Here is a 25,706-nt window from a genome sequence, read left to right as displayed (position 1 = left end):
TCAGGCCGGCCGCACGGCGACGCGGTCCAGCGCCTCCAGCAGGCCGGAAAGTCCGGGCAGCCCGTCCGCCGCCTCGCGGGGCACCGCCAGCACCCCGCCCGGCTCCTCGTCCAGCAGCACGAAGGCGGCGTCGCCGGTCCGGGCGACCAGCGACCAGCCGGGCCCGTCCGCCCGGAAGGTCCGTACGCCCTCACCCGCGAAGGCCGACCGGACCCGCCCCGGCGGAGGCGGCTGCCGGGTGTAGTCCACCGCCTCCCGCAGCGCCCGCGCCAGCCCCGGGTGCGCGGCGGCAGCGGCGCCGCCGTCCTCCGCCACGCGCTCGCGCCAGTCCGCCCACTCCCGGGCGATCTGGTCGGCGCCCAGCCGCCGCTGCACCGGCCCCCAGGTGTCGGCCGAGGGCGGCGCGAGCGGCACCCGCCCGGTGCCGTCCGCGCCCCGCTCCGGGTCGTGCGGCGCGGGGATGCCGGGCGTGGACACGGTCAGCTCCAGCGGCCAGCCCGCCAGCGACAGCACGACCGTCCGCTCGTCGGGCGACAGCTCGTACTCCATGCCGCAGTCCCAGGAGGCGATGGCGGCGGCCACGAGCGAGACGTCGTCCACCACGACCGTCCACCGGGCGCCCTCCTCGTCCTGCCCGAGCACGAGCCCGTACCCCTCGGCGGTGGGCGCCACGCCCAGCAGCGAGCAGGCCTCCGGGAAGTCGTCGCCGAGCAACGCCGGGAACTGCGTGGGGGTCAGCAGCACGGCGCTCAGCACGTACAGCGAGCCCCCGCCCTCCTCGTCCGACACCTGGCCTCCCGATCGCAGTCTCGTCGGCGCACCCTAACCAGGCGGTAACTCGCGCGTCGAGACCCGGCGGGCGGCGATTTTCAAGCCCTCTACCTGCACGTAGAGTTGGGCACCCGCCACAGAAAGGGAGACCGGTGCAGCGTTACGACCGGCTGAAGGAGATCCTCCGGCTCGACCCCGAGAAGGACTTCCTCGCCATCTACCGGCTCACCGCCACCTACGAATTCCCCTGGGACTTCAGCCGTGCCCTGGAGCTCGCCCTCTTCCGCACCTACGCGGTCCCGAGCATCGGGAGCCTGCTCGCCGAGACCGCCGAGTTCACCGAGCGCCCCCAGAAGCGCTACGACGACACCGCACTGCTCCTCGACGCGGTCGTGGAGCACGGCTTCGACCACGACACGGCCCGCACGGCGATCCGCCGCGTCAACCAGATGCACCGCAGCTACGACATTTCCGACGACGACATGCGCTACGTCCTGTGCACGTTCGTGGTGATCCCGTCGCGCTGGATCGACGCCTACGGCTGGCGCCCGCTGACCCACCACGAGCGCCGCGCCTGCGCCCACTACTACGCGACGCTCGGCAAGCACCTGGGCATCAAGGACGTTCCGGGCTCCTACGAGGAGTTCGAGGCCACCCTCGACGCCTACGAGGAGGCCCACTTCGGCTGGGACGAGGGGGGCCGCGCGGTCGCCGACTCCACCCTGGGCCTGATGGCCTCCTGGTACCCGGCGCCCCTCGCCCCCGCCGTGCTCCGCGCGAGCCGCGCCCTCCTGGACGAGCCGCTGCTGAGCGCCTTCCGGTACGAGCGCCCCCACCCCGCGCTCAGCCGCCTGGTGCACGGCGCCCTGCGGTTGCGCGGCCGGGCGGTACGGCTGCTGCCGCCCCGGAAGGCCCCGCACTACGCACGCCAGAACCCGGAGATCAAGGGCTACCCCCACGGCTACGACGTGGGCGAGCTCGGCACGTTCCCCGTGCCCGGGGCCGGGGGCTGCCCCGTGCCCCACCCGCGCCGCCCGGCCGGGGCGGATGCCCAGCCTCCGGCGTAGCCCCCGGGTTTCGGCGGGGACCCCGCCGCGCGTGCCGACGTAAAAGACGGGGAAAGGGCGCTCAGGCGCGGCGGACGGCCAGGGCCAGGAAGCGGGCGTCCTCGTCCGCGTACGAGGTCATCTCCCAGCCGGAACCGGACAGCAGCGGGCCGAGGTTCTGCTCGGCCCGCAGATCGTCCGGGGTCAGCTCGCGGCCGTGGCGCGCGGCCAGCGCGGCTCGCCCGATCGGGTGAAACAGCGCGAGCCGGCCGCCGGGGCGGACCACACGGGCAAGCTCGCGCAGGTTCGCCGCCGGTTCGGGCAGGTGCGCGATGAGCCCGGCCGCGAACACCGCGTCCAGGGCCCCGTCGCGCAGCGGTAGCCGGGCCACGTCCGCCCACAGCAGCGTCCCGTCCGCCCCCCGTCCCGCCCGCCGAGCCGCGGCCAGCATCCGCTCGGTGAGGTCCACGCCGAGCACCGTCCCGGCAGGTCCGACGGCCGCGCGCAGCGGGGTCAGCGCCCGCCCGGTCCCGCAGCCCGCGTCGAGGACCCGGTCGCCGGGCCCGACGCCGAACTCGGCGACGGCCCTCGCGAAGGCGGGGCCGTCCTCCGGGAACTTCTCGTCCCAGGCGTCCGCCCGCGCCCCGAAGAACTCCTGTACACGCGTGCGGTCCTCGCTCATCCGGTTCACAGTGCTCATGCACCCATGATTCCCCACCCGATGTGGCCCGTGTGCAAGCTGTCGTCCGTCGTGGTCGCAGATGAACGTATGTCTGTCATATTCCAGCAGTTCCAGCGGCTTTCGAAATGCGCCCCGTGTTCGTCCCCTCACCCGGACTAGCGTCCCGTGGCCATGGGACACCTGGACCACGCCGCCTATGGCTGGCTGACACCCGCGCTGTCGTACGTGATGGCCTCGATCGGCGCCGCCCTCGGCCTGCGCTGCACCGTCCGCGCGCTCGCCGCGACGGGCCCCTCGCGCCGCAACTGGCTGCTCACCGCGGCCTCGGCCTTGGCCACCTGCATCTGGACGATGCACTTCATCGCCATGCTGGGCTTCCACATCACCGGCACCGAGATCCACTACAACGTGCCGCTGACCCTCCTGAGCCTCCTCGTCGCCGTGCTCGTCGTCGGCGCCGGGCTCTTCGCCGTCGGCTACGGCCGGGACCGCGGCCGCTCCCTGGTCCTCGGCGGCCTCACCACCGGTCTCGGCGTCGCGAGCATGCACTACCTCGGGATGGCGGCCCTGCGCCTGCACGGCAGGGTCGCCTACGACCCCCTGGTCGTCGGGATCTCGATCGCCATCGCCGTCGTGGCCGCGACCGCCGCGCTCTGGGCCGCCCTGCACATCAGCTCGCCGCTGGCGGTGACCGGTGCGTCCCTCCTCATGGGCGCGGCCGTCAGCAGCATGCACTACACCGGGATGATGGCCGTCACCGTCCGTGTGACCCCCTCGGCCGAGCCGCTGCCCGGGGCCACCGCGCTCCAGTTCATCTTCCCCCTCGCGGTCGGGCTCGGCTCGTACCTGTTCGTCACCGCCGCTTTCGTCGCCCTGTCCCCGACGGGCGACGAGCGGGCGCTGCCGGTGCGGGCCGCTGCTCCTGGTGCCGCTGCCGCTGCCGCTGCCGCTCCCGGTCCTGGCCCCGGCACCGCGTCCGGCCGGGCCTCCGGTCCGGCTCCGGCCCGGCTCCCCGCCGCCGCCTACGCACCGCGCCCCGGACGGCCGCCGGCGGACCGTCCCGCCCCCTCCCGCTGACCCCGCGCCCCGCCCAGACGTACCGCCCCGGAACGAGGAGCCCATGCGCACACCCCGCAGAAGACCGGACCCGGCGGTGCCGCGGCCGCCCGCGCCCCCGCCGCGCGGCCGCCGCGCCCATGCCGGTGCCCCTGCCGAGGAGGCGGCAGCGCCCGCGAGCCCCGGCCGGGGGGCCGGCGACGGGAGCACGGCGAAGCCCGGGCTCCGGCGGCGGCCCGCCACCGTCCGGGCGAAGATCGTCTCGCTGCTGATGGTCCCGGTGGTCTCGCTGCTCGCACTCTGGGGCTTCGCCACCGTCAGCGCCGCCCAGGACATCGTCCGCCTCGGCCGCGTCCGGCAGGTCGACGCCGAGATACGCACGCCCGTCGCCGCCGCCCTCACCGAGATCCAGGCCGAACGCCGCGCAGCCGTCCGCTTCCTGGCCGACCCCGCCTCCGACCAGGCCTCCGCCCTCGAGGGGCAGGCCCGGCGGACCGATGCGGCCGTCCGGCGATTGCGCCTGGGCGATCGCCACACCGCCGCCGACACCGGTGACTACCGCGCCGACACCGTGGTCCGGCTCGCCGCCTTCGTCGCCGACGCGGAGGCGCTCGGCTCCGCCCGCAAGGACGTCGCCGACCGCCGTGCCACCCCCGACGGCGCCTACGAGACGTACACCCGCGTGGCCGACGCCGCCCTGGCCGTCGAAGGCGCCCTGTCCGGCGGGGCCCACCCCGAGCTCGGCGCGGAGGCCCGGGTCCTGCTCGACTTCGCCCGGGCCGGTGAACTCCTCTCCCGGGAGGACGCCCTGCTCGCCCTGCCGGGCGCCCGCGGCGCCGACGCACAGCGCCGCCTGACGGCCGCTGTCGAATCCCGCCGCGCGCTGACCGCGGCCGCCGCCGGGGACCTGCCCCCGGGCCAGCGGGCGGTGTGGGAGTCGGTGGCCCAGAGCGCCGCCTACAGCGAGCTCACCGCCGCGGAGGACAAGGCCCTGACGCCGACGGCCACGGGCGCCGGTGCCCCCGCCGCCGCGAAGGAGTCCCGCGGCACACCGCCGGGCTGGGAGGGCGCGTACACGAGCATCGGCGGCTCCCTGCGCGAGATCCGCCAGGCCGCGCACGCCGAGACCGCACCGCACACCGACCCGCTCACCGAGGCCGCCCTCAGCCCGGCCGGGGCCGCCGTGCTGCTGGGCCTGGCCGCCGTCGCCGTCACGCTCGTGATCTCCGTGCGCATCGGCCGCTTCCTGGTCGTCGAACTGGTCTCGCTGCGCGACTCGGCCCTGGAGATCGCCCACCACAAGCTCCCGCAGGCCATGGACCGGATCCGCGCGGGCCGGTCCGACGAGATCGACATCGAGGCCGAGGCCCCGTCCGGCCCGCCCGCCGAGGACGAGATCACCCAGGTCGGGGAGGCCCTGTCCACGGTCCACCGGGCCGCACTCGGCGCCGCCGTCGAACGGGCCGAACTCGCCGGCGGGGTCAGCGGAGTCTTCGTCAACCTGGCCCGCCGCAGCCAGGTCCTGGTCCACAAACAGCTCAGCCTGCTCGACTCGATGGAGCGCCGGGCCGACGACCCGGGCGAGCTCGGTGACCTCTTCCGGCTCGACCACCTCACGACCCGGATGCGCCGCCACGCCGAGAGCCTGATCATCCTCTCCGGCGCCGCCCCCGGCCGGGCCTGGCGGATGCCCGTACCGCTGACGAACGTGGTGCGCGCGGCCGTCTCCGAGATCGAGGACTACCCGCGGGTGGAGGTGCGCGGGCTCGCCGAGACCTCCGTCGCGGGCGGATCCGTCGCCGACCTCACGCACCTCCTCGCCGAACTGATCGAGAACGCCGCCCAGTTCTCCCCGCCCCACACCAAGGTCCGGGTCAGCGGCGAACCCGTCGGCGCCGGTTACGTGCTGGAGGTCGAGGACCGCGGGCTCGGCATGGGCCGCGAGGCCCTTGCCGGGGCGAACCGGCGGATCGAGCAGTGCGAGGACCTCGACCTGTTCGACAGCGACCGGCTCGGGCTCTTCGTGGTCAGCCGGCTCTCCGCCCGGCACGGCATCCGGGTGCACCTGCGGCCCTCGCCGTACGGGGGCACGACCGCCGTGGTGCTGCTGCCGCTGTCCCTGCTCCAGGGCGCCATCGAGGCGGTGCCGGACCCCGGGACGGCGGGTGCCGGGCCGGCCGGTGACAGGCGGCCGACCGCCGCCGGGGCAGAGCCGGCCGGGTCGCCGGCTGCGGGGCCTCGCCCCGCCGGCCCCGGGCCCGCCGGACGGGGACCCGCCCCCGCTGCGCCGCCCGGGCCCGCCGTGCGTCCCGGCCCCGGGCCCGCCGTGCGCTCCGGTGCCGGGCCGGGGGAGCCGTTCCCCGCCCCGGTGGCGGCGCTCCGGCCGCGCGGGCCGGGCGGCGGGGAGGGGCGTGCCGACCCGGTATCCGCGGCGGCCCCGGCGCCCGGCGCCCGCCCGGCGCCACCTGCCCCACCCGCCCCGCCGCCCTCCGTGGAACCGGTGGCCGAACTGCCGCGCCGCGTGCGCCAGGCCAGCCTGGTCCCGCAGCTGCGCGAGGTTCCCGCCGACCTGACCCCGCCGGGGACGCTGCCCGCGCAGGAGCCGCCGGGCCGGAGCCCGGAGCAGGCGCGGGACCGGATGGCGGCCTACCGGGCCGGCTGGGCGCGCGGCTCCCGGGACGAATCACCCCATTCAGGCAGCGAAGGAGAAGTGTGATGATCGAACACCACAGGGCGGGCCCCGAAGGCGTCCGCCGGAGCGGGGAGCCGGACTGGCTGCTCGACGAGCTGGTCAGACGGGTCCGCGAGGTCCGGCACGCGGTGCTCCTGTCCAACGACGGGCTCGCGGTCGGCTCCTCCAGCGCGCTGAGCCGGGCGGACGCCGAGCACCTGGCCGCCGTCGCCTCCGGCTTCCACAGCCTGGCCAAGGGCGCGGGCCGGCACTTCCACGCCGGGGGCGTGCGCCAGACCCTGGTGGAGATGGACGGGGGGTTCCTCTTCGTCGCGGCCGCCGGGGACGGGTCCTGTCTGGCCGTGCTCAGCACCGCCGGCGCGGACATCGGCCTGATCGCCTACGAGATGGCCCGCCTGGTCAAGCGGGTCGGCGAACACCTCTACACCCCGCCCCGGTTCGCGGCCTCCCACCCGCCGGCCGCCGGGTGAGAGCGGTGGGCCGGAACATGGACGGCCGGTGGTACGACGGCGAGGCGGGTCCCCTGGTCCGCCCGTACGCCATGACGGGAGGGCGGACGAAACCGGGGCCCCACGGGGTCCGCTTCGACCTGATCGCCCTCGTCGCGGTCGGTCCCGGGGGCGCGGGGGCGGGGGACGAGTCGCTGCTGGAGCCCGAACACCGGGCCCTGCTGGGGCTCTGCCGCGCCGAGACCCAGTCGGTCGCGGAGCTCGCCGCCGAGGCGGACCTTCCGGTGGGCGTGGTGCGGGTGCTGCTGGGGGACCTGCTCGAGGCGGGGCACGTGAAGGTCAGCCGTCCGGTGCCGCCCGCCCGGTTGCCGGAACTGCGGATTCTGCGGGAAGTCATCGAGGGATTGAGGGCGCTGTGAGGGGACTGCACGACAACGGACCGGCGCAGAAGCGGGATCCCGCGGGCGACGGGGACCTGGCCGCGCTGGCGTTGAAGATCCTGGTGGCGGGCGGGTTCGGGGTGGGCAAGACCACGCTGGTGGGCGCGGTCAGCGAGATCCGTCCGCTGCGTACGGAGGAGCTGCTCAGCGAGGCGGGTGAACTGGTCGACGACACCGGCGGGGTGGACCGGAAGACGACCACCACCGTGGCCATGGACTTCGGGCGGATCACCATCCGGGCCGGGCTGTCGCTGTACCTGTTCGGGACGCCGGGCCAGGACCGCTTCTGGTTCCTGTGGGACGAGCTCTCGCAGGGGGCGCTCGGGGCAGTGGTGCTCGCCGACACCCGGCGGCTGGAGGACTGCTTCCCGGCGGTGGACTACTTCGAGCACCGCCGGATCCCCTTCGTGGTCGCCGTCAACTGCTTCACCGACGCCAGGCGTTACGGGGCGGACGAGGTCGCGCGGGCGCTGGACCTAGAGCAGGGCACGCCGGTGGTGCTGTGTGACGCGCGGGACCGGGATTCGGGGAAGGAAGTGCTGATCCGGCTGGTGGAGTACGCGGGACGGGTGCACACCGCCCGGCTGCTGGACTCGGTGGGCCCGCAGGCCGGTTCCGTGTGAAGGGCCGGAATCCGGCTCTTGACGGTGTCACCGCCGGTGGTGGGCACGGTGTGGCCGCTGTCGGGAAGGGACCGGATGGGAGCGATGTGCGGGCTTCCGTCCGCGTCCGCCCGGGGTGGCTTCCCGGCGGCGGACGGGGGCCGGAGGGACGCCCGCCATTCCTCTTGAGTCATCTTCCGTGCCATGCGTCCATCTCCTTGCCGGAAAGCCCCTGGTGGGGAAGGCTTGCGGCAGGACCACGCGGGGAGGGCGCGGCCACGTCGGCCGGGTCAACGGGGAGGGGCTGGAAATGGCACTGGACAAGCAGCTCGACTGGTTGCTGGACGATCTGACGCGCAGGGTCCCGCAGGTCCGCCACGCGGTGGTGCTGTCGAACGACGGGCTGGTGACGGCGGCGAGCGCGGGCCTGGCGCGGGAGGACTCCGAACACCTCGCAGCGGTAGCGGCGGGGCTGCAGAGCCTGGCGAAGGGGTCGGGGCGGCACTTCCGGGCGGGTGAGGTGCGCCAGACGATGGTCGAGTACGACGAGGGTTTCCTCTTCGTGGTGGCGGCGGGCTCGGGCAGCAGCCTGTGCGCGCTGAGCGCCGCCGAGGCTGACATCGTGCAGGTTGCGTACGAGATGACGCTGCTGGTGAACCGGGTGGGAGAGCACCTGGGAGTGGCGGAGCGCCGGATCACCGGGGGTTGAGCGGCGCATGACGAGAGTTGTCCACAGGCCCGGCGCGACGTCGTAGCGCTCGGTTACGGTCTTCACACAGAGTGATCGCCATGGGCGGTCGCCAGTCGTGGGGGAGGACCGTGATGAAGGTGGAAGCGAGGCAGTGCGCGCCCGTCGGGGCGGCTCTACGGGAGGACGCGCGGCCGGAGCCGCTGCTCGGCGGGGCCCGGGCCGCGGTGGAACTGGGCCTGGGGCGGGGAGAGTTCGCCCGGGCCGTCCAGCTCGGGCTGGTGCGCCCCGGTCCCCGGGCCGCGGGCGGTGCCGCCCGTTTCGCCAGGGCCGAGCTGGAGCGGGTCAAGGCGCGGCGGGGACATCCGGATGCGCTCCGGGCGCAGGTCGAGACGGTGGCGGGCGCGGACCACGGGGCCCGGGTGCTCGGGACCGGGCCGACCCGGTTCACCCGGCTCGCCCGGTGCGGGCACCTCAGCCCCGTCGGCTACCGGGTCAACCGCTACCGGGCCCTCGTCTGGCTTTACCTGGCGGCCGAGCTGCGGGAGTTCGCCGCCCGGGAGCCCGGGCTGCTGAGCGGGGCCGCACCGCCCCAGGACCGGGAACTGGTGGCCGCCGGAGCGGACCTTCGCCCGCGCAGGTGGCGGGAGCGGCATGTGGGACTGCTGCTGAGACGGACCGCCGATCCCTGGGAGCGGGCGGCCGTGCTGGCCTCCGTGCTCCCGGAGGAGGAGGTGCTGGCCGCCGTTCCCGACCCGGCGGAGCGCATCGTGCTCGCGGCGCTCGCGCCGCCCCCGCCCTACGGTCACCCGCAGGTCCCGGCGGCCGCGGCGGTGGCCCGGCCCCTGCTGCTGGCGGACCAGCCCGAAGAGGCCGGCCGGTACCGTGCCAGCCTGGAGTTCGCCCTGAGCGGGGCGCGGGGTCAGTCGAACTCGACGGGGGAGAGGGGGCCGACGTAGACCCAGGCGCCGGCTTCCCGGGAGAAGGCGCTGTGCTCGTGCAGCGATCCCGTGTGGCCGCCCTCTCGGTAGTGGGCGCGGAACTCCACCGAGCCCTCGGTCTCGAAGATCCCGCCGCGCTCGGTCGCGAGGATTTCCAGCCGCTCCCAGCGCTGGTCCGGATCGAGGTCGAGCCGGGCGGGGCGGGTCGAGGGGTGCCAGGACCGCAGCAGGTAGGCGGTGTCGCCGAGAGCGAAGGCGCTGAAGCGTGAGCGCATCAGCAGTTCGGCGGTCGGCGCCTGCCGGGCGCCCGAGTGGAAGCGGCCGCAGCAGGCCGGGTAGGCGGCGGGCAGCCCGCAGGGGCAGGGGAGGACCGGGCTGGTCATGGGTGAGCTCAGTTCTTCGGTACGGGAGGGGAGGGGTGAGGAGGGCCGGGCCGCGCCGGCCTACTGGGGGGACACGGCCGGTCGTGCCTTCTCCGCGGGGTACGGACGGAAGAGGCCCTCCTGGACCACGGAGACCAGCAGCCTGCCCTCCAGGTCGTAGATCCGGCCGCGGGCCAGGCCCCGGCCGCCGTGTGCGATGGGTGACTCCTGGTCGTACAGGAACCACTCGTCCGCCCGGAACGGCCGGTGGAACCACATGGCGTGGTCCAGGGAGGCCATGTCGAAACCGCGCATGCCCCACAGCGGCTCCACGGGGATGCGCACGGCGTCGAGGAGGGTCATGTCACTGGCGTAGGTGAGGGCGCAGGTGTGCACGAGCGGGTCGTCGCCCAGGGGGCCGACCGCCCGCATCCACACCGCGCTGCGCGGATCGGCGTCCTTGAGCTCCTGCGGGGTCCAGCGGAGCCGGTCCACGTACCGGATGTCGAAGGGCTGGCGGCGGGCCATCCGCTCCAGGGCCTCGGGCAGTGCGCCCAGGTGCTCGCGGATCTCGTCCGCGACCTTCGGGAGCGCGTCCGGGTGCGGGAAGTCGAGGCGGGGAGGCAGCTGGTGCTCGATGCTGCCCTCCTCCGGGTGATGGAAGGAGGCGGTCAGGTTGAAGATGGTCTTGCCCTGCTGGACGGCGGTGACCCGGCGCGTGGTGAAGGAGCGCCCGTCACGCACCCGTTCCACCTGGTACACGATGGGCACCCCGGGAATCCCCGGGCGCAGGAAGTACGCGTGGAGGGAGTGGACGGGGCGGTCGCCCTCGGTGGTCCGGCCTGCCGCGACCAGCGCCTGGCCGGCGACCTGCCCGCCGAACACGCGCTGGAGGGATTCCTGGGGGCTGGCCCCCCGGAAGATGTTGACCTCGATCTGCTCCAGGTCGAGCAGATCGACCAGTCTCTCGGCGGGGTTCGTCATCAGGGGCTCTCCACTGTCGTGTCCGGCGGTGCCGGCGGGCCGGGCGGGGCCGCCCGGCCGGGTGGCGTGCGGGTCGGGGCTTCCCCCGGACGGGGTCCGGGGGAGGTCAGAGCGAGCCGAGCTCGCCGACCGAGGTGACCCGGATGACGGCCCGGCCCTCCTCGTCGGACGCGGCGAGGTCGACCTCGGCGCTGATGCCCCAGCCATGGTCGCCGTTCGGGTCGGCGAAGGTCTGGCGGACGCGCCACAGGCCGTGCGCCGGGTCCTCCTCGATCTGCAGGAGCTTGGGGCCGCGCGCGTCGGGGCCGGTGCCCAGGTCGTCGTACTCGTCCCAGTACCCATCCATGGCCTCGCCCCAGGCGTCGGCGTCCCAGCCGGAGTCGGCGTCCAGCTCGCCCAGCTGGTCGACGTGGTCCAGGGCCGCCAGCTCCACCCGGCGGAACATCGCGTTGCGGACCAGCACGCGGAAGGCGCGGGCGTTGGCCGTGACCGGCTTGACCTGGTCGGCCTTCTCCTGGGCCTGTTCCGCCGTCTCCACCTCCGGGTTCGCCAGCTGCTCCCACTCGTCGAGCAGGCTGGAGTCCACCTGCCGGACCAGCTCGCCCAGCCAGGCGATCAGGTCCTCCAGGTCTTCCGACTTCAGGTCGTCGGGAATGGTGTGGTCGAGGGCCTTGTACGCGCCGGCCAGGTATCGCAGCACGATGCCCTCGGTGCGGGCCAGCTCGTAGAAGGAGGTGAACTCGGTGAAGGTCATCGCCCGCTCGTACATGTCGCGGATGATCGACTTCGGGGAGACGGGGTGGTCGCGGACCCAGGGGTGGCTCTTGCTGTACACGTCGTAGGCGTGGACCAGCAGCTCCTCCAGCGGCTTGGGATAGCTGACCTCCTGGAGCCGCTCCATCCGCTCCTCGTACTCGATCCCGTCCGCCTTCATCGCGCCGACGGCGATGCCGCGCTCCTTGTTCTGCTGGGCCGCGAGGATCTGGCGCGGGTCGTCCAGCGTGGACTCCACGACCGAGACCATGTCCAGCGCGTAGGACGGGGACTCCGGGTCCAGCAGGTCGAAGGAGGCCAGTGCGAAGGTGGACAGCGGCTGGTTCAGCGCGAAGTCCTGCTGGAGGTCGACGGTCAGCCGGATGGTGCGGCCCTCGGCGTCCGGGGTGTCCAGCTTCTCCACGACACCGCCGTCCAGCAGCGACCGGTAGATCGCGATGGCCCGGCGGATGTGCCGCAGCTGCGCCTTGCGCGGCTCGTGGTTGTCCTCCAGCAGGCTGCGCATCGCCTGGAAGGCGTCGCCCGGACGGGCGATCACCGACAGCAGCATGATGTTGGTGACCTTGAAGCGGGAGGTCAGCGGTTCCGGATCGGCGGCGATCAGCTTCTCGAAAGTGGTGTCCGACCAGGCGACGAAGCCTTCGGGAGCCTTCTTCCGGACCACCTTGCGGCGCTTCTTCGGGTCGTCGCCGGCCTTCGCGAGGGCCTTCTCGTTCTCGATGACGTGTTCCGGCGCCTGCGCGACCACGAACCCGGCCGTGTCGAAGCCCGCGCGGCCCGCGCGGCCGGCGATCTGGTGGAACTCGCGGGCCCGCAGCGTGCGCACGCGGTTGCCGTCGTACTTGGTGAGCGCGGTGAACAGCACCGTGCGGATGGGGACGTTGACGCCGACGCCGAGGGTGTCGGTACCGCAGATCACCTTCAGGAGGCCGGCCTGGGCCAGCTTCTCCACCAGCCGCCGGTACTTGGGCAGCATGCCCGCGTGGTGCACGCCGATCCCGTGGCGGACGTAGCGGGAGAGGTTCTGGCCGAACTTCGTGGTGAAACGGAAGTTGCCGATCAGCTCCGCGATCTTGTCCTTCTCCTCGCGGGTGCACATGTTGATGCTCATCAGCGACTGCGCCCGCTCGACCGCCTGGGCCTGCGTGAAGTGCACGATGTAGACCGGCGCCTGCCGGGTCTCCAGCAGCTCGGTGATGGTGTCGGTGATCGGCGTGGTCACGTACTCGTACGACAGCGGCACGGGCCGGGTCGCGGAGCGGACCACCGAGGTCGGCCGGCCGGTGCGCCGGGTCAGGTCCTCCTCGAACCGCTTCACGTCGCCGAGCGTCGCCGACATCAGGACGAACTGCGCCTGCGGCAGCTCCAGCAGCGGGATCTGCCAGGCCCAGCCGCGGTCCGGCTCCGCATAGAAGTGGAACTCGTCCATCACGACCTGGCCGATGTCGGCGTACTTGCCGTCGCGCAGGGCGATGGAGGCCAGCACCTCGGCGGTGCAGCAGATCACCGGGGCGTCCGCGTTCACCGAGGCATCGCCGGTGAGCATGCCGACGTTCTCGGTGCCGAAGAGCTTGCACAGGTCGAAGAACTTCTCCGACACCAGCGCCTTGATCGGGGCGGTGTAGAAGGTGACCTTGTCCTGGGCCAGCGCGGTGAAGTGCGCACCCGCCGCCACGAGGCTCTTGCCGGAGCCGGTCGGGGTCGAAAGGATCACGTTCGCGCCCGAGACGACCTCGATCAGCGCCTCCTCCTGCGCCGGGTACAGGGTGATGCCCTGGTCCTCCGCCCACGAGGAGAAAGCCTCGAAGAGGGCATCGGGGTCGGCGGTCGGCGGGAGCTGATCAATGAGGGTCACGCCCCCATCTTGCCTGGCTTCCCGCCGGAAGGGGGAACCGGCGGACGGAAAGAAGATCATCGCCGGTACCCTGGGCCGTCGAGGCGGCCCGACCGAAGACGTCGAAGGGGCCGCGCCACGACAGGACCGGGGCGGGGAACGAGCATGATGGGTCCGGCGCACTCACTGTCCGGGGCGGCGGCCTGGCTGGGGGTGGGCGCCGCGACCGCGGCCGCCGGACACCCGATGCCCTGGCCGGTACTGGTCGTCGGAGCACTGATCTGCGCCGGCGCGGCTCTCGCCCCCGACCTCGACCACAAGTCGGCGACCATCTCCCGAGCCTTCGGGCCGCTGTCCCGGGGCCTGTGCGAGGTGGTCGACAAGATCTCCTACGCCGTCTACAAGGCGACCCGCTCGCCGCGCGACGCCCGGCGCAGCGGCGGTCACCGCACCCTGACCCACACCTGGCTGTGGGCGGTCCTCATAGGCGCCGGCTCCTCCGCGCTGGCCGTGAGCTTCGAGCGCTGGGGCGTGCTGGCGCTCCTCTTCGTCCACCTGGTGCTGGCCGTCGAGGGCCTGCTGTGGCGGGCGGCGCGGATGTCCAGCGACATCCTGGTCTGGCTGCTCGGCGCGACCAGCGCCTGGATCCTGGCCGGAGTCCTCGACCAGCCGGGCAACGGCGCCGGCTGGCTGTTCTCCGGCCCCGGGCAGGAGTACCTGTGGCTCGGCCTGCCGATCCTGCTCGGCGCCCTCGTCCACGACATCGGGGACGCGCTGACCGTCTCCGGCTGCCCGGTCCTGTGGCCCCTGCCGATCAAGGGCAAGCGCTGGTACGCGGTCGGCCCGCCGAAGGCGATGCGCTTCCGGGCGGGCAGCTGGGTGGAGCTGAAGGTCCTCATGCCGGTGTTCATGCTCCTGGGCGGTATCGGCGGCGCCTCGGCCCTGGGCTTCATCTAGCCGGCCCCGGCCCCGGCGCCGCCGGCGCCCCGGTCAGCCGTGCCAGGAGCGCCAAAGGGCCGCGTAGGCCCCGTCGGCCGCTACCAGTTCGTCGTGCGAGCCGAGTTCGCTGATCCGGCCGCCCTCGACCACCGCGATCACGTCCGCGTCGTGCGCGGTGTGCAGCCGGTGGGCGATCGCGATGACCGTCCGGCCGTCCAGCACCCGCGCCAGCGACCGCTCCAGATGCCGGGCCGCCCTGGGATCGAGCAGCGAGGTCGCCTCGTCCAGGACCAGCGTGTGCGGGTCCGCCAGCACCAGGCGGGTCAGCGCGATCTGCTGCGCCTGCGCCGGGGTCAGCGCGGTGCCGCCCGAGCCCACCTCCGTGTCCAGCCCCGACTCCAGGGCGCGTGCCCACCCGTCGGCGTCCACCGCGCCCAGCGCCGCCCACAGTTCGCCGTCCTGCGCGCCCGTCCGGGCCAGCCGCAGGTTGTCCCGGAGGGACCCCGTGAAGACGTGGTGCTCCTGGTTGACCAGCGCCACGTGTTCACGCACCCGCTCCGCCGGCATCCGCGACAGCCGCGCCCCGCCGAGCGTGACCTCCCCGGTCCGCGGCGCGTAGATCCCCGCCAGCAGCCGGCCCAGGGTGGACTTGCCCGCGCCCGAAGGGCCGACCAGCGCCATCCGGGTGCCCGGCGGCACGGACATCGACACCCGGTGCAGCACGTCCACGCCCTCCCGGTAGCCGAACCGCACCTCGTCCGCCCGGACGTCCCGGCCTTCCGGGGCCACCGCCCGGTCACCCGCGGCCGGTTCGATCTCGCGCACGCCCACCAGCCGCGCCAGTGACACCTGGGCGATCTGGAGCTCGTCGTACCAGCGCAGGATCAGCCCGATCGGGTCGACCATCATCTGCGCCAGCAGCGCGCCCGTGGTCAGCTGGCCGACCGACATCCAGCCGCGCAGCACGCAGTACCCGCCGATGAGCAGCACCGCTCCGAGGATCGTCACATAGGTGACGTTGACGACGGGGAAGAGCACGGTCCGCAGGAACAGCGTGTACCGCTCCCAGGCCGTCCACTCCTTGATCCGCCGCTCCGACAGGGCGATGCGGCGCCCGCCCAGGCGGTGCGCCTCCACCGTCCGCCCCGCGTCGACCGTCTCCGTCAGCACCGCCGCGACCGCCGCGTACCCGGCGGCCTCCGACCGGTACGCCGAGGGCGCCCGCCGGAAGTACCAGCGGCAGCCGGCGACCAGGACCGGCAGCGCCACCAGCGCGGCCAGCGCCAGCTGGGGCGCGGTCACCGCGAGCGCCCCGTACAGCAGCCCCGCCCAGACCACGCCGATGGCCAGCTGCGGCACGGCCTCGCGCATGGCGTTCGCCAGCCGGTCGATGTCGGTGGTGATCCGCGACAGCAGGTCACCGGTTCCGGCCCGCTCCAGGACACCCGGCGGCAGGCCCACCGACCGCACCAGGAAGTCCTCGCGCAGATCGGCCAGCATCTGCTCGCCGAGCATCGCCCCGCGCAGCCGGACCAGCCGCACGAAACAGGTCTGCACGGCCAGCGCCAGCGCGAACAACAGCGCCACGCGCCCCAGATGGAGCTCCCGCTCCCCGGCCGAAAGCCCGTCCACCACCCGACCCAGCAGGTACGGGCCGGTCATGGAGGCGACCACCGCGACCGCGTTGACCGCCACCAGCGCCGTGAAGGCCCGCCGGTGCCGCCGCAGCAGTTCGCGCACATAGCCCCGTACGGTCGCCGACGTGCCCACGGGCAGGGTCGCGGCCGTCTCGGGGGCCGCCGGATCGTACTCGGGCGGCGCCACGCCGATCATGCGGACTCCTCGATCTCTGTGAGCTCCCCGGCGGGTTCCGCGACCCGCCCCTGTTCCGCGACCCGCCCCTGCTCCCCGTCCGTCTCCCGCGTGACGACCGCCCGGTAGCGGGGTTCGCCGCGCAGCAGCTCGCGGTGGGTGCCCGCCGCCACGGCCCGGCCCTCGTGCACCAGCACCACCCGGTCGGCCCGGTCCAGCAGCAGGGGCGAGGACGCCAGCACCACGGTGGTGCGCCCGGTGCGCAAGGAGGCCACCCCGTCGGCGATCCGCGCCTCGGTGTGCGCGTCCACCGCCGAGGTCGGCTCGTCCAGCACCAGCACCTCCGGGTCGGTGACCAGCGACCGCGCCAGTGCGAGCCGCTGGCGCTGCCCGCCGGACAGGGACCGCCCGCGCTCGGTGATCCGGGCGTCCATCGCGTCGTCCACCCCGTCGGGAGCCGCCTGGAGCAGCGCGTCCAGGACGTCCCCGCACTGCGCCGCCGCCAGCGCCTGAGGCGCCGGGACCGCGCCCGACGCGGGCACGTCGAACAGCTCGCGCAGGGTCCCGGACAGCAGCACCGGATCCTTGTCCTGCACGAGGACCAGCCCGCGCGCCGCGTCCAGCGCGAGATCGTCCAGCGCGACCCCGCCGAGCAGCACCGACGGCGGCGCGGCGCCCGGGCCGTCCCCGGCCTGGACGGCGTGCCCGCCCAGCCGCTCCGCGAGCCGGCCCGCCGCGTCCGGGTCCCCGCACACCACCGCCGTGAACCGCCCGGCCGGGGCCAGTAGTCCCGTCGCCGGGTCGTACAGGTCCCCGCCCGGAGCAGGCGCCTCCACCGGCTCCGCGGCGGCGGGTTGCGGTGCCCCGTCCGTACGCGTCAGGGACAGCACCCGGGCCGCCCGCTCGGCGGAGGGCCGGGAGAAGGAGTACGCCATCGCGATCTCCTCGAAGTGCCTCAGCGGATACAGCATCGTGGCCACCGCGCTGAAGGCGGCGACGAGTTCACCCACCGCCAGCCGTCCGTCCAGGACGAGCACGGAGCCGTACCAGACCACGGCGACCATCAGCGCGCCCGGCAACAGCACCTGGACCGCGGCGATCAGCGCCCACATCCGGGCGCTGCGCACCGCCGCCCTGCGGACCTCCTGCGAGGCGTCGCGGTAGCGGTCGAGGAAGAGCTCCTCGCCGCCGATGCCGCGCAGCACCCGCAGGCCCGCCACGGTGTCGGAGGCCAGCTCGGTGGCCTTGCCCGCCTTCTCGCGCTGGACGTCGGCACGCCGCGTGGCCCGCGGCAGCAGCGGCAGCACGGACAGGGCGAGCACGGGGACACCGGCCGCGACGACCACCCCGATCGAGGGTGCGTAGAACAGCAGCCCGACGCAGATGGCGACGACGGCGAAGGCCGCGGCGAGGAAGCGGGAGACGGCCTCGACGAACCAGCCGATCTTCTCCACGTCCCCGGTGGACACCGCCACCACCTCACCCGCCGCGACCCGGCGGCTGAGGGCGGAGCCCAGCTCGGCCGTCTTGCGGGCGAGCAGCTGCTGCACCCGCGCGGCGGCGGTGATCCAGTTGGTGACGGCCGTGCGGTGGAGCATGGCGTCCCCGGTCGCGATGGCGGCGCCGACGAGCAGGAGCACCCCGCCGACCAGCAGCAGCCGTCCGCCGTCGCGGTCGACGGCCGCCTCGACGCCCAGGCCGACCGCGTACGGCAGCCCGGCGATACCGCAGAAGTGCAGCAGCCCCCAGGCCAGGCTGCGGGCCTGCCCGCCGAGTTGGCCCCGCCCCAGCCACCACAGGAAACGCGGACCGGAGCGGGCGTCGGGTACTCCGGGATCCGGATACGGAAGGTCGCTGATCTGCATGACGCCCCATCACGGCTCGGTGAGTGCAAACCACGCAAGGTTCGCCTTCCGGTCGTCCCCCCGGCAATCGAATTTTCCGGGCGGGGGGGGAGCCGCCCGCGCACGCCCCGGAGGCCCGGGGGCGTGCGTCGCGCGAGGGCGTGAGCGGAGCGCGCGGAACGGTTCAGGGCCGGGTGGCGCGCTCCAGTTCGAGCAGCACCGAGGCGTAGGCGTGCCCGGTGGCCCGTTCCATGCCCACCTCGCACATCCGGTTCGCCGACAGGTACGCGTCGAACGGCCGCGCCGTCACCTCCGCCGCCTCCCGCCGCGTCGCCGAGGCCGTGAGCTCGGGGTGCAGCATCCCCCGGTCGCCCGCGAAGGCACAGCAGCCCGCGTCGTCCGGGACCACCACCTCCTCCGCGCAGGCCCCGGCGACCGCACGCAGCTGCTCCTCGTCCCCCAGGTGGCGCATCGAGCAGGTGGGGTGGAGGACCGCCGACCCGATCTTGCGCCGGACCTCCAGGTGCGGCAGCAGCTCCTCGGCGGCCCACACGACGGAGTCCACGATCCGCAGCTCCGCGTGCAGGGCCCGGTTGTCCTCACCGAGGTACGGGACCACCTCCCGGGCGAGGCCGAGGGCGCAGGAGGAAGCGTCCACCACCAGCGGGAGCCGGCCCCCGGCGGTCCATCCCCAGGCGGCCTCCGTGACCCGGTTCGCCATCAGCCGGTTGCCGGCCTCGTACCCCTTGGAGTGCCAGATCGTCGCGCAGCAGGTGCCGTACACGTCGCGCGGGATCCACACCGGCCGCCCGGCCCGCTCCGACAGGGCGACCACCGCCTCGGGCAGCGAGGGCCCGGGACGGTCCGCGGGCCCGCCGAAGATCCGGTTGACGCAGGCGGGGTAGTACACGGCGGCCGCGCCCACCCGCCGGGTCGGCGGCAGCCGCCGCGCCGCGGCCCCGGGCAGCCGCGGCAGCCACTGCGGCACCAGGTCGGGGCGCACCACCCGGCGCGCGGCCCGGGTGAGGGCGGCCGGCACCCGGTCGCCGGCCCGGTCGGCGACGGCCACCGCGAGCCGGGCGGCGGCCTCGACGGCACGGAACCGCTCGGCGGCCAGGGCGGCGGCGCGCTCCTCGCGCGGGCCGTGCCGCCGGTGGCGGAACTCCCGCATCAACGCGCCGGTGTCGATGCCGACGGGACAGGCGAGCTTGCAGGTGGAGTCGCCCGCGCAGGTGTCGACGGCGTCGTGGCCGTAGGCGTCGAGCAGCGCCCCGAGGACCGGGGAGCCGGGCGGCTGGCGCACCATCTCGCGGCGCAGCACGATGCGCTGGCGCGGACTGGTCGTCAGGTCCGCGCTGGGGCAAGCCGGTTCGCAGAACCCGCACTCGATGCAGGGGTCGGCCTCCGCCTCCACCCGCGGGATGGTCTTCAGGCCGCGCAGGTGTCCTCGCGGGTCGCGGTCGAGGAGGATCCGCGGGGCGAGGATGCCCTCCGGGTCGATCAGCCGCTTGGTGCGCCACATGAGGTCGGTGGCCCGGGGTCCCCACTCCAGCTCCAGGAAGGGGGCCATGTTGCGGCCGGTGGAGTGCTCGGCCTTCAGCGAGCCGTCGAACCGTTCCACGGTGAGCCGGCAGAAGGCCTCCATGAAGGCCGCGTACCGGTCGACGTCCCCGGGCCTGGAGGCGTCGAAGGCCAGCAGGAAGTGCAGGTTGCCGTGGGCCGCGTGCCCGGCGACGGCCGCGTCGAAGCCGTGCTCCGCCTGGAGCGCCAGGAGCGCCTCGCAGGCCTCGGCCAGCCGTGACGGGGGTACGGCGAAGTCCTCGGTGATCAGGGTGGTGCCCGGCGGCCGGGCTCCGCCGACGGCGGTGACGAAGGCCTTGCGGGCCTTCCAGTAACCGGCGATGACGGCCGGGTCGGCGGTGAAGGCGTTGGTGACGGAGGCGACCGGCGCCACCAGCTCCAGCCGGGGCAGGACGGCGGCGGCCCGGCGCTCGTGCGCGGCGCGCCCGGCGGCGTCGGGGGCGCGGAACTCCACCAGCAGGGCGGCGGTGTCCCTGGGCAGCTCCGCCCAGTCGGCGGGCACCCCCTCGACGCTCACCGAGGCGCGCAGGGTGTTGCCGTCCATCAGCTCCACGGCCAGGGCGCCGGCCTCGTTGAACAGCGGGACGGCGGCGGCCGCTGCCGGGAGGGAGGGGAAGAAGAGCAGGGCGCTGGTGAGTTCGCGGTCGAGGGGCAGGGTGTCGAAGACGACCTCGGCGATGAAGCCGAGGGTGCCCTCGGAGCCGACCGCCAGCCCGCGCAGGATCTCCACGGGCGTGGTGCCGTCCAGGTAGGCGTCGAGCCGGTAGCCGGTGGTGTTCTTGATCTCGTACTTGGCCCGGATCCGCGCCACGAGGGCCGGGTCCGCCTCGATCTCCCGCTTGAGCTCCATCAGCCCCCGGCACAGGGCCGGCTCGGCGCGGGCCAGCTCCTCGTCGGCGAGCGGGTCGGCGGTGTCCACCACGGTGCCGGTCGGCAGGACGAAGGTGAGGGAGGACAGCGTGCGGTACGCGTTCCTCGTCGTGCCGGCGGTCATCCCGGAGGAGTTGTTGGCGACGACCCCGCCGAGGGTGCAGGCGACGGCGCTGGCCGGGTCGGGGCCCAGGACCCGGCCGTGGCGGGCGAGGGCGGCATTGGCCCGGAAGACGGTGGTGCCGGGCCGGATCCGGGCGCGGCGGCCTCCGTCGAGGACCTCGACAGCCCGCCAGTGGCGGCGCACGTCGACGAGGATGTCCTCGCCCTGCGCCTGGCCGTTGAGGGAGGTCCCGGCGGCGCGGAAGACCACCTCGCGCTGCCTGCCGTGGGCGTAGGAGAGGACCGCGGAGATGTCGTCGATGTCCTCGGCGACCACCACGACCTGGGGGACGAAACGGTACGGGGAGGCATCGGTGGCGTAGCGGACGAGGTCGGAGACCTCCCAGAGCACCTTCTCGGCGCCGAGCAGCGCCGTCAGCTCCTCGCGCAGGGTCCGCGGGGTGCCGGCGGCCGTCCGGTCGGGGACGCGGTCGGGTGCGGGGGCGCCGGGGCGGGCCGGGCGCAGGGCGCCCGGCTTCGGTTCGAGCAGCGGCATGTGCGACCCCTTGTCCGTGTGGTCGCCCGGCCCGCCGCCCCCGGCGCCCCTCAGCGGGACCGTTTCAGCAGCGGCGCTCCGCCGGGACGTCCGTGAGAGCGTTGAGGAGACCTCCGAGCACCTCGCGCTGTCCGGCGGTCAACGGAGCCAGGATCTCCTCTGCCGCGTCGGTCCGCGCGTTGCGCAGACGGCGCAGCGTGGCGCGGCCGGTTTCGGTGAGCTCGATCCGGATCACGCGCCGGTTCGCGGGGTCGGGCGCGCGGCGCACGCAGCCGGCCGCCTCCAGAGCGTCGACCAGGGTCGTCACGGCACGGGGCACCACCTCAAGGCGCGTGGCCAGATCGGCCATTCGGGGCGGTGCGCCGTCCGCGTAGTGCGCCACGATCCGCAGCAGCCGGCCCTGGGCCGGGGTGATCCCGAGCGGCTCCATGTACCGCTTCTGGATCCGGTGGAGCCGGCGCGTGAGGCGCAGCAGCTGCTCGGCGAGGACGCCGTCGGTCGAATCGCGGGTGTCGGTCTCGGAACCGGTGCTCATACTGGGAAACACTAGCAGGACCGGATTCATTGTGAGCATAGGTAACAATGAGCTAGGCTCAGTGGAGTCCCCGGCGAAAGGAGGCCCATGCACAGCGACGAGCCGAAGTGGACCCCGTCGAACGAAGCCCTCGACCCCAGCCGCCCTGCCCCCGCCGACCGGCCGCGCGAGCTGCGCCGCATCCTCGGCCTGTTCCGGCCCTACCGCGGCCGCCTCGCCGTCGTCGGCGCCCTGGTCGGCGCCTCCTCCCTGGTCGGCGTCGCCTCGCCGTTCCTGCTCAAGGAGATCCTGGACGTCGCGATCCCCCAGGGCCGGACCGGGCTGCTCAGCCTGCTGGCGCTCGGCATGATCCTGACCGCGGTCGTGACCAGCGTCTTCGGCGTGCTCCAGACCCTCATCTCCACCACGGTCGGCCAGCGCGTCATGCACGACCTGCGCACCGCGGTCTACGCCCAGCTCCAGCGGATGCCGCTGGCCTTCTTCACCCGCACCCGCACCGGCGAGGTGCAGTCCCGCATAGCCAACGACATCGGCGGCATGCAGGCGACGGTCACCTCGACCGCGACCTCCCTCGTGTCGAACCTGACCGCCGTCATCGCCTCCGTCGTCGCGATGCTCGCCCTCGACTGGCGGCTCACCCTCGTCTCCCTGCTCCTGCTGCCCCTCTTCGTGTGGATCAGCCGCCGCGTCGGCCGCGAGCGCAAGAAGATCACCACGAAGCGGCAGAAGCAGATGGCCGCCATGGCCGCCACGGTCACCGAGTCGCTGTCCGTCAGCGGCATCCTGCTCGGCCGCACCATGGGCCGCTCCGAATCCCTGACCGCCGCCTTCGCCGAAGAGTCGGAGAAGCTGGTCGGCCTCGAGGTCCGCGCCAGCATGGCCGGGCGCTGGCGCATGTCCACCATCGGCATCGTGATGGCGGCCATGCCCGCGCTCATCTACTGGGCCGCGGGCATCGCCCTCCAGACCGGTGCCCCCTCGCTCTCCGTCGGTACCCTCGTCGCCTTCGTCACCCTCCAGCAGGGACTGTTCCGGCCCGCCGTGAGCCTGCTGTCGACCGGCGTGCAGATCCAGACCTCGCTCGCCCTCTTCGCCCGGATCTTCGAGTACCTCGACCTGCCGGTGGACATCACCGAGCGGGAGGACCCGGTCCGGCTGGGCCGGGCCAAGGGCGAGGTTCGCCTGGAGGACGTGCACTTCGCCTACGAGGCCAAGACCGGACCCACCCTCACCGGCATCGACATCACCGTCCCGGCGGGCGGCTCCCTGGCCGTGGTCGGTCCGACCGGCTCCGGCAAGAGCACCCTCAGCTACCTGGTGCCCCGGCTCTACGACGTGACCGGCGGCCGGGTCGCCCTCGACGGGGTGGACGTACGCGACCTGGACTTCGACTCGCTGGCCCGCTCCATAGGCGTGGTCTCCCAGGAGACCTACCTCTTCCACGCCTCGGTCGCCGACAACCTGCGTTTCGCCAAGCCGGACGCCACGGACGAGGAGATCACCGAGGCGGCCCGCGCGGCGCAGATCCACGACCACATCGCCTCCCTCCCCGACGGGTACGACACCCTCGTCGGCGAGCGCGGCTACCGCTTCTCCGGAGGCGAGAAGCAGCGCCTGGCCATCGCGCGCACCATCCTGCGCGACCCGCCGGTGCTCATCCTCGACGAGGCCACCAGCGCCCTCGACACCCGCACCGAGCACGCCGTACAGCGGGCCATCGACAACCTCTCCCGGGGCCGCACCACCATCACCATCGCGCACCGCCTCTCCACCATCCGGGACGCCGACCAGATCGTGGTCCTGGACGGTGGCCGCATAGCCGAGCGCGGTACGCACGACGAACTCCTGGGGGCGGGCGGCCGCTACGCCGCACTGGTCCGCCGGGACCGGGACGCCGCCGCCCATGGCCCCCAGCGGGCGCAGGCCTCCGGACGGGACCAGGACCGGGACGCGGACGCCGCACCGACTCCTGTGAACGTGTGATCGTATGACCGGAACGGGGTGGAATGCCGGGAACCTCATGAGATGAGCGCTAGCGTGCCGGTATGCCTCATGCGTACCAGCCGCCGCAGCGCCGCTCCCGGCTCACCCGCCGAGGCCGCCTGCTGCTCCTGTTCACCGCCCTGCTCGGAATCGGGCTCGGGGTGACGTTCCTCGGCCCCCTGCTGTCCCGTACGGAAACCCCCGAGAAGCCGCGCCACCTGCTGATCCCCGAGGGCTGGCGTGCCCCGCAGGTCTACGCGGCCATCGACAAGGAGCTCCGCCTCCCCGCGGGGACCACCGCGTCCTCCGTCGCCACGGCCGGACTGCCCCTGCCCCCCGAGGCCCACGGCAACCCGGAGGGCTACCTGTTCCCGGCCACGTACCCGGTGACCTCGAAGTCCACCCCGGGCGCCCTGCTCGCGACCATGGTGCAGACGGCGAACCAGAAGCTCGCCACCAAGGCGGTCGCCGACGGCGGCCGGGCCCACGGCATGACCCCGTACCAGACGGCCACCCTCGCCAGCATCATCGAGGCCGAGGCCGACAATCCGGCGGACATGGGCAAGGTCGCCCGGGTGGTCCACAACCGGCTCGCGAAGTCGATGCCGCTCCAGATGGACTCCACCCTCAACTACGCCCTGAACCGCAACACCGTGGACACCAAGGCCGGCGACACCCGGATCGACCACCCCTTCAACACCTACGAGCGCCAGGGCCTGCCGCCCACGCCCATCGACAGCCCCGGCCTCCAGGCGATGGCGGCGGCGGTCGCGCCGACCCCCGGGGACTGGCTGTTCTTCGTCACCGTGAAGCCCGGCGACACCCGCTTCTCGGCCACCTACGAGGAACACCGCAAGCACGTGGCTGAGTTCAACCGTCTCCGGGCGGCGGCGGCCGCCACCCCCACCGCCCCGGCACCCGGGAAGCAGGCCCGCGCCCAGGCCGGCCCCCCGCCCAAGGCCGCCTCCCCGGCCGCCCCCGTGAAATAGGAGGCGCCCCGGCCCCGAGCCGGGGGACGCGCCGGGCCTGACGGCGCCCGCCGCCGGGTGGTCACAGCACGGCCGGCACCGCCGGCCCCCGGGCCAGCAGACGGCGGATCTCCCGGACGGCGGCCCCGCCCGCCCGGTTGGCGCCGATGGTCGACGCCGAGGGGCCGTAGCCGACCAGGTGGACGCGCTCGTCGCGCACCGCCCTCGTCCCGTCGAGCCGTATCCCGCCGCCCCGTTCGCGCAGCCCCAGCGGGGCCAGGTGGTCCACGGCGGGCCGGAAGCCGGTGGCCCACAGGATCACGTCCGCCTCCACCCGCCGCCCGTCCGCCCAGAGGGCCCCGGACGCGGTGATGCGGTCGAAGACGGGCAGCCGGTCCAGGACCCCGGAGTCCAGCCCGGCCCGTACGGCCTCGTTCAGAGGCAGCCCGGTCACGCTGACCACGCTCTGCGGCGGCAGTCCCCGGCGCACCCGCTGCTCCACCAGCGCCACCGCCGCCCGGCCCTCGGCCTCCCCGAACCCGCCGTCGCGGAACACCGGGGGCCTGCGGGTCACCCAGGTGGTCTCCGCCGCCACCTCGGAGACCTCCAGCAGGTGCTGCACCGCCGACGTGCCCCCGCCGACCACGATCACCCGGGCCCCGGCGAACTCCTGCGGCCCCGGGTAGTTCGCGGTGTGCAGCTGCCGCCCCCGGAACAGCTCCTGGCCCGGGTAGCGCGGCCAGAACGGCCGGTCCCAGGTCCCGGTGGCGTTGACCAGCGCCCGCGCCGACCAGTTCCCGGACGCCGACTCCACCAGCAGCCGCCCGCCGCCGCCCTCGCGCACGGCCTTCACGTCCACGGGCCGCCGCACGCGCAGCCCGAACCGCTCCTCGTAGGCCGCGAAGTACTCCCCGATCACCTCGGAGGAGGGGCGCAGCGGATCGGCACCCGTGAGCTCCATGCCGGGCAGCGCGTGCATCCCGTGCACCTTGCCGTAGGTGAGCGAGGGCCACCGGAACTGCCAGGCCCCGCCCGGCCGCGGGGAGTGGTCGAGCACCACGTGCCCGATCCCGGCCCGGGCCAGGTGGTGGGCACTGGACAGCCCGGCCTGCCCGGCCCCGACGACCACCACGTCCACGTCCACCGCGTCCCGCACCATTTCGTTCACGGTTCTACCAACTCGCGGGGGGTGCGG

At 74.2% G+C, this 25,706-nt stretch carries 21 protein-coding genes; 11 read left to right on the top strand and 10 right to left on the bottom strand.

What is annotated here, in order from left to right:
• Positions 1-789: a hypothetical protein gene (locus B4U46_RS05215; RefSeq protein ID WP_079424483.1), complete on the bottom strand. Its 789-nt coding sequence runs from the start codon at positions 787-789 to the stop codon at positions 1-3.
• Between the two features lie 134 nt (positions 790-923).
• Between B4U46_RS05215 and B4U46_RS05210 the strand changes: the two genes are divergently transcribed.
• Positions 924-1,838 carry an oxygenase MpaB family protein gene (locus tag B4U46_RS05210; RefSeq protein WP_079424482.1) on the top strand — a complete coding sequence of 305 codons (915 nt, stop codon included), beginning with the start codon at positions 924-926 and terminating at the stop codon, positions 1,836-1,838.
• A 61-nt stretch (positions 1,839-1,899) separates the two neighbouring features.
• Here B4U46_RS05210 and B4U46_RS05205 read toward each other — a convergent pair whose 3' ends face one another.
• On the bottom strand, positions 1,900-2,499 hold the full coding sequence (locus tag B4U46_RS05205; protein ID WP_079424480.1) for a class I SAM-dependent methyltransferase: 600 nt from the start codon (positions 2,497-2,499) through the stop codon (positions 1,900-1,902).
• A 171-nt stretch (positions 2,500-2,670) separates the two neighbouring features.
• Here B4U46_RS05205 and B4U46_RS05200 point away from each other — a divergent pair, with 171 nt between their 5' ends.
• The 7 genes from B4U46_RS05200 to B4U46_RS05170 all read left to right on the top strand — a co-directional run bounded on the left by B4U46_RS05200 (position 2,671) and on the right by B4U46_RS05170 (position 9,385).
• Positions 2,671-3,576 (top strand): MHYT domain-containing protein, encoded by a 906-nt coding sequence (locus B4U46_RS05200; protein ID WP_079431577.1) that lies wholly within the window; start codon positions 2,671-2,673, stop codon positions 3,574-3,576.
• Between the two features lie 43 nt (positions 3,577-3,619).
• Positions 3,620-6,271: an ATP-binding protein gene (locus B4U46_RS05195; RefSeq protein WP_079431576.1), complete on the top strand. Its 2,652-nt coding sequence runs from the start codon at positions 3,620-3,622 to the stop codon at positions 6,269-6,271.
• Complete coding sequence (locus B4U46_RS05190; RefSeq protein ID WP_079424478.1) at positions 6,271-6,717, top strand: roadblock/LC7 domain-containing protein; 447 nt, start codon at positions 6,271-6,273, stop codon at positions 6,715-6,717. The genes B4U46_RS05195 and B4U46_RS05190 overlap by 1 nt, the downstream gene beginning before the upstream one ends.
• A 17-nt stretch (positions 6,718-6,734) precedes the next feature.
• Positions 6,735-7,115, top strand: coding sequence for a DUF742 domain-containing protein (locus tag B4U46_RS05185; protein WP_079424476.1), 381 nt, complete (start codon positions 6,735-6,737; stop codon positions 7,113-7,115).
• Complete coding sequence (locus B4U46_RS05180) at positions 7,112-7,759, top strand: GTP-binding protein (protein WP_398898243.1); 648 nt, start codon at positions 7,112-7,114, stop codon at positions 7,757-7,759. The genes B4U46_RS05185 and B4U46_RS05180 overlap by 4 nt, the downstream gene beginning before the upstream one ends.
• A gap of 289 nt (positions 7,760-8,048) precedes the next feature.
• Positions 8,049-8,447, top strand: coding sequence for a roadblock/LC7 domain-containing protein (locus B4U46_RS05175; RefSeq protein ID WP_045950089.1), 399 nt, complete (start codon positions 8,049-8,051; stop codon positions 8,445-8,447).
• 113 nt (positions 8,448-8,560) lie between these two features.
• Complete coding sequence (locus B4U46_RS05170) at positions 8,561-9,385, top strand: DUF6397 family protein (RefSeq protein WP_079424474.1); 825 nt, start codon at positions 8,561-8,563, stop codon at positions 9,383-9,385.
• On the opposite strand, the gene B4U46_RS05165 is transcribed toward B4U46_RS05170, so the two are convergent.
• The 3 genes from B4U46_RS05165 to B4U46_RS05155 all read right to left on the bottom strand — a co-directional run bounded on the left by B4U46_RS05165 (position 9,349) and on the right by B4U46_RS05155 (position 13,402).
• Entirely contained in the window at positions 9,349-9,750 is a 402-nt protein-coding gene (locus tag B4U46_RS05165) for a YchJ family protein (protein WP_079424472.1), read from the bottom strand. The two genes, B4U46_RS05170 and B4U46_RS05165, sit on opposite strands and share 37 nt — an antisense overlap.
• 60 nt (positions 9,751-9,810) lie before the next feature.
• A complete protein-coding gene (locus B4U46_RS05160) occupies positions 9,811-10,713 on the bottom strand; it encodes an acyl-CoA thioesterase (protein WP_079424470.1) in 903 nt (300 codons plus the stop codon).
• A 106-nt stretch (positions 10,714-10,819) separates the two neighbouring features.
• Positions 10,820-13,402: a DEAD/DEAH box helicase gene (locus tag B4U46_RS05155; protein WP_079424468.1), complete on the bottom strand. Its 2,583-nt coding sequence runs from the start codon at positions 13,400-13,402 to the stop codon at positions 10,820-10,822.
• Positions 13,403-13,486: 84 nt separating this feature from the next.
• On the opposite strand from B4U46_RS05155, the gene B4U46_RS05150 reads away from it, so the two are divergent.
• Positions 13,487-14,278, top strand: a complete 792-nt coding sequence (locus tag B4U46_RS05150) for a metal-dependent hydrolase (RefSeq protein WP_079424467.1) — start codon at positions 13,487-13,489, stop codon at positions 14,276-14,278.
• Positions 14,279-14,311: 33 nt separating this feature from the next.
• Here the strand turns inward: B4U46_RS05150 and B4U46_RS05145 are convergent, their stop codons facing one another.
• The 4 genes from B4U46_RS05145 to B4U46_RS05130 all read right to left on the bottom strand — a co-directional run bounded on the left by B4U46_RS05145 (position 14,312) and on the right by B4U46_RS05130 (position 21,560).
• Positions 14,312-16,093: an ABC transporter ATP-binding protein gene (locus B4U46_RS05145; protein ID WP_079424465.1), complete on the bottom strand. Its 1,782-nt coding sequence runs from the start codon at positions 16,091-16,093 to the stop codon at positions 14,312-14,314.
• Positions 16,090-17,937, bottom strand: a complete 1,848-nt coding sequence (locus tag B4U46_RS05140; RefSeq protein ID WP_079424463.1) for an ABC transporter transmembrane domain-containing protein — start codon at positions 17,935-17,937, stop codon at positions 16,090-16,092. The genes B4U46_RS05145 and B4U46_RS05140 overlap by 4 nt, the downstream gene beginning before the upstream one ends.
• Positions 17,938-18,100: 163 nt before the next feature.
• Positions 18,101-21,025, bottom strand: a complete 2,925-nt coding sequence (locus B4U46_RS05135; RefSeq protein ID WP_079424461.1) for an FAD-binding and (Fe-S)-binding domain-containing protein — start codon at positions 21,023-21,025, stop codon at positions 18,101-18,103.
• A gap of 64 nt (positions 21,026-21,089) precedes the next feature.
• The gene (locus B4U46_RS05130; protein WP_079424460.1) at positions 21,090-21,560 is read right to left on the bottom strand and encodes a MarR family winged helix-turn-helix transcriptional regulator; all 471 of its coding nucleotides are present in this window, start codon (positions 21,558-21,560) and stop codon (positions 21,090-21,092) included.
• Positions 21,561-21,647: 87 nt separating this feature from the next.
• On the opposite strand from B4U46_RS05130, the gene B4U46_RS05125 reads away from it, so the two are divergent.
• Both B4U46_RS05125 and mltG read left to right on the top strand, forming a co-directional pair.
• A complete protein-coding gene (locus B4U46_RS05125; protein WP_079424458.1) occupies positions 21,648-23,543 on the top strand; it encodes an ABC transporter ATP-binding protein in 1,896 nt (631 codons plus the stop codon).
• A 62-nt stretch (positions 23,544-23,605) separates the two neighbouring features.
• Positions 23,606-24,532, top strand: coding sequence for an endolytic transglycosylase MltG (gene mltG / locus B4U46_RS05120; protein WP_079424457.1), 927 nt, complete (start codon positions 23,606-23,608; stop codon positions 24,530-24,532).
• Between the two features lie 61 nt (positions 24,533-24,593).
• Here mltG and B4U46_RS05115 read toward each other — a convergent pair whose 3' ends face one another.
• The gene (locus B4U46_RS05115) at positions 24,594-25,670 is read right to left on the bottom strand and encodes an FAD-dependent oxidoreductase (RefSeq protein WP_079424455.1); all 1,077 of its coding nucleotides are present in this window, start codon (positions 25,668-25,670) and stop codon (positions 24,594-24,596) included.
• Positions 25,671-25,706 lie beyond the last annotated feature (36 nt).

Origin of the sequence: Streptomyces katrae (assembly GCF_002028425.1) — a bacterium.
Taxonomy (GTDB): domain Bacteria; phylum Actinomycetota; class Actinomycetes; order Streptomycetales; family Streptomycetaceae; genus Streptomyces; species Streptomyces katrae_A.
Note: the sequence above shows the minus strand (reverse complement) of the source record. Positions and strands in the feature narration are given on the sequence as shown.

Coding starts and splice junctions, on each gene's coding strand:
- B4U46_RS05205 (WP_079424480.1), bottom strand. CDS start 2,499: ATGAGCGAGGACCGCACGCGTGTACAGGAGTTCTTCGGGGCGCGGGCG.
- B4U46_RS05200 (WP_079431577.1), top strand. CDS start 2,671: ATGGGACACCTGGACCACGCCGCCTATGGCTGGCTGACACCCGCGCTG.
- B4U46_RS05195 (WP_079431576.1), top strand. CDS start 3,620: ATGCGCACACCCCGCAGAAGACCGGACCCGGCGGTGCCGCGGCCGCCC.
- B4U46_RS05190 (WP_079424478.1), top strand. CDS start 6,271: ATGATCGAACACCACAGGGCGGGCCCCGAAGGCGTCCGCCGGAGCGGG.
- B4U46_RS05185 (WP_079424476.1), top strand. CDS start 6,735: ATGGACGGCCGGTGGTACGACGGCGAGGCGGGTCCCCTGGTCCGCCCG.
- B4U46_RS05175 (WP_045950089.1), top strand. CDS start 8,049: ATGGCACTGGACAAGCAGCTCGACTGGTTGCTGGACGATCTGACGCGC.
- B4U46_RS05170 (WP_079424474.1), top strand. CDS start 8,561: ATGAAGGTGGAAGCGAGGCAGTGCGCGCCCGTCGGGGCGGCTCTACGG.
- B4U46_RS05165 (WP_079424472.1), bottom strand. CDS start 9,750: ATGACCAGCCCGGTCCTCCCCTGCCCCTGCGGGCTGCCCGCCGCCTAC.
- B4U46_RS05160 (WP_079424470.1), bottom strand. CDS start 10,713: ATGACGAACCCCGCCGAGAGACTGGTCGATCTGCTCGACCTGGAGCAG.
- B4U46_RS05155 (WP_079424468.1), bottom strand. CDS start 13,402: ATGATCTTCTTTCCGTCCGCCGGTTCCCCCTTCCGGCGGGAAGCCAGG.
- B4U46_RS05150 (WP_079424467.1), top strand. CDS start 13,487: ATGATGGGTCCGGCGCACTCACTGTCCGGGGCGGCGGCCTGGCTGGGG.
- B4U46_RS05145 (WP_079424465.1), bottom strand. CDS start 16,093: ATGATCGGCGTGGCGCCGCCCGAGTACGATCCGGCGGCCCCCGAGACG.
- B4U46_RS05140 (WP_079424463.1), bottom strand. CDS start 17,937: ATGCAGATCAGCGACCTTCCGTATCCGGATCCCGGAGTACCCGACGCC.
- B4U46_RS05135 (WP_079424461.1), bottom strand. CDS start 21,025: ATGCCGCTGCTCGAACCGAAGCCGGGCGCCCTGCGCCCGGCCCGCCCC.
- B4U46_RS05130 (WP_079424460.1), bottom strand. CDS start 21,560: ATGAGCACCGGTTCCGAGACCGACACCCGCGATTCGACCGACGGCGTC.
- B4U46_RS05125 (WP_079424458.1), top strand. CDS start 21,648: ATGCACAGCGACGAGCCGAAGTGGACCCCGTCGAACGAAGCCCTCGAC.
- mltG (WP_079424457.1), top strand. CDS start 23,606: ATGCCTCATGCGTACCAGCCGCCGCAGCGCCGCTCCCGGCTCACCCGC.
- B4U46_RS05115 (WP_079424455.1), bottom strand. CDS start 25,670: ATGGTGCGGGACGCGGTGGACGTGGACGTGGTGGTCGTCGGGGCCGGG.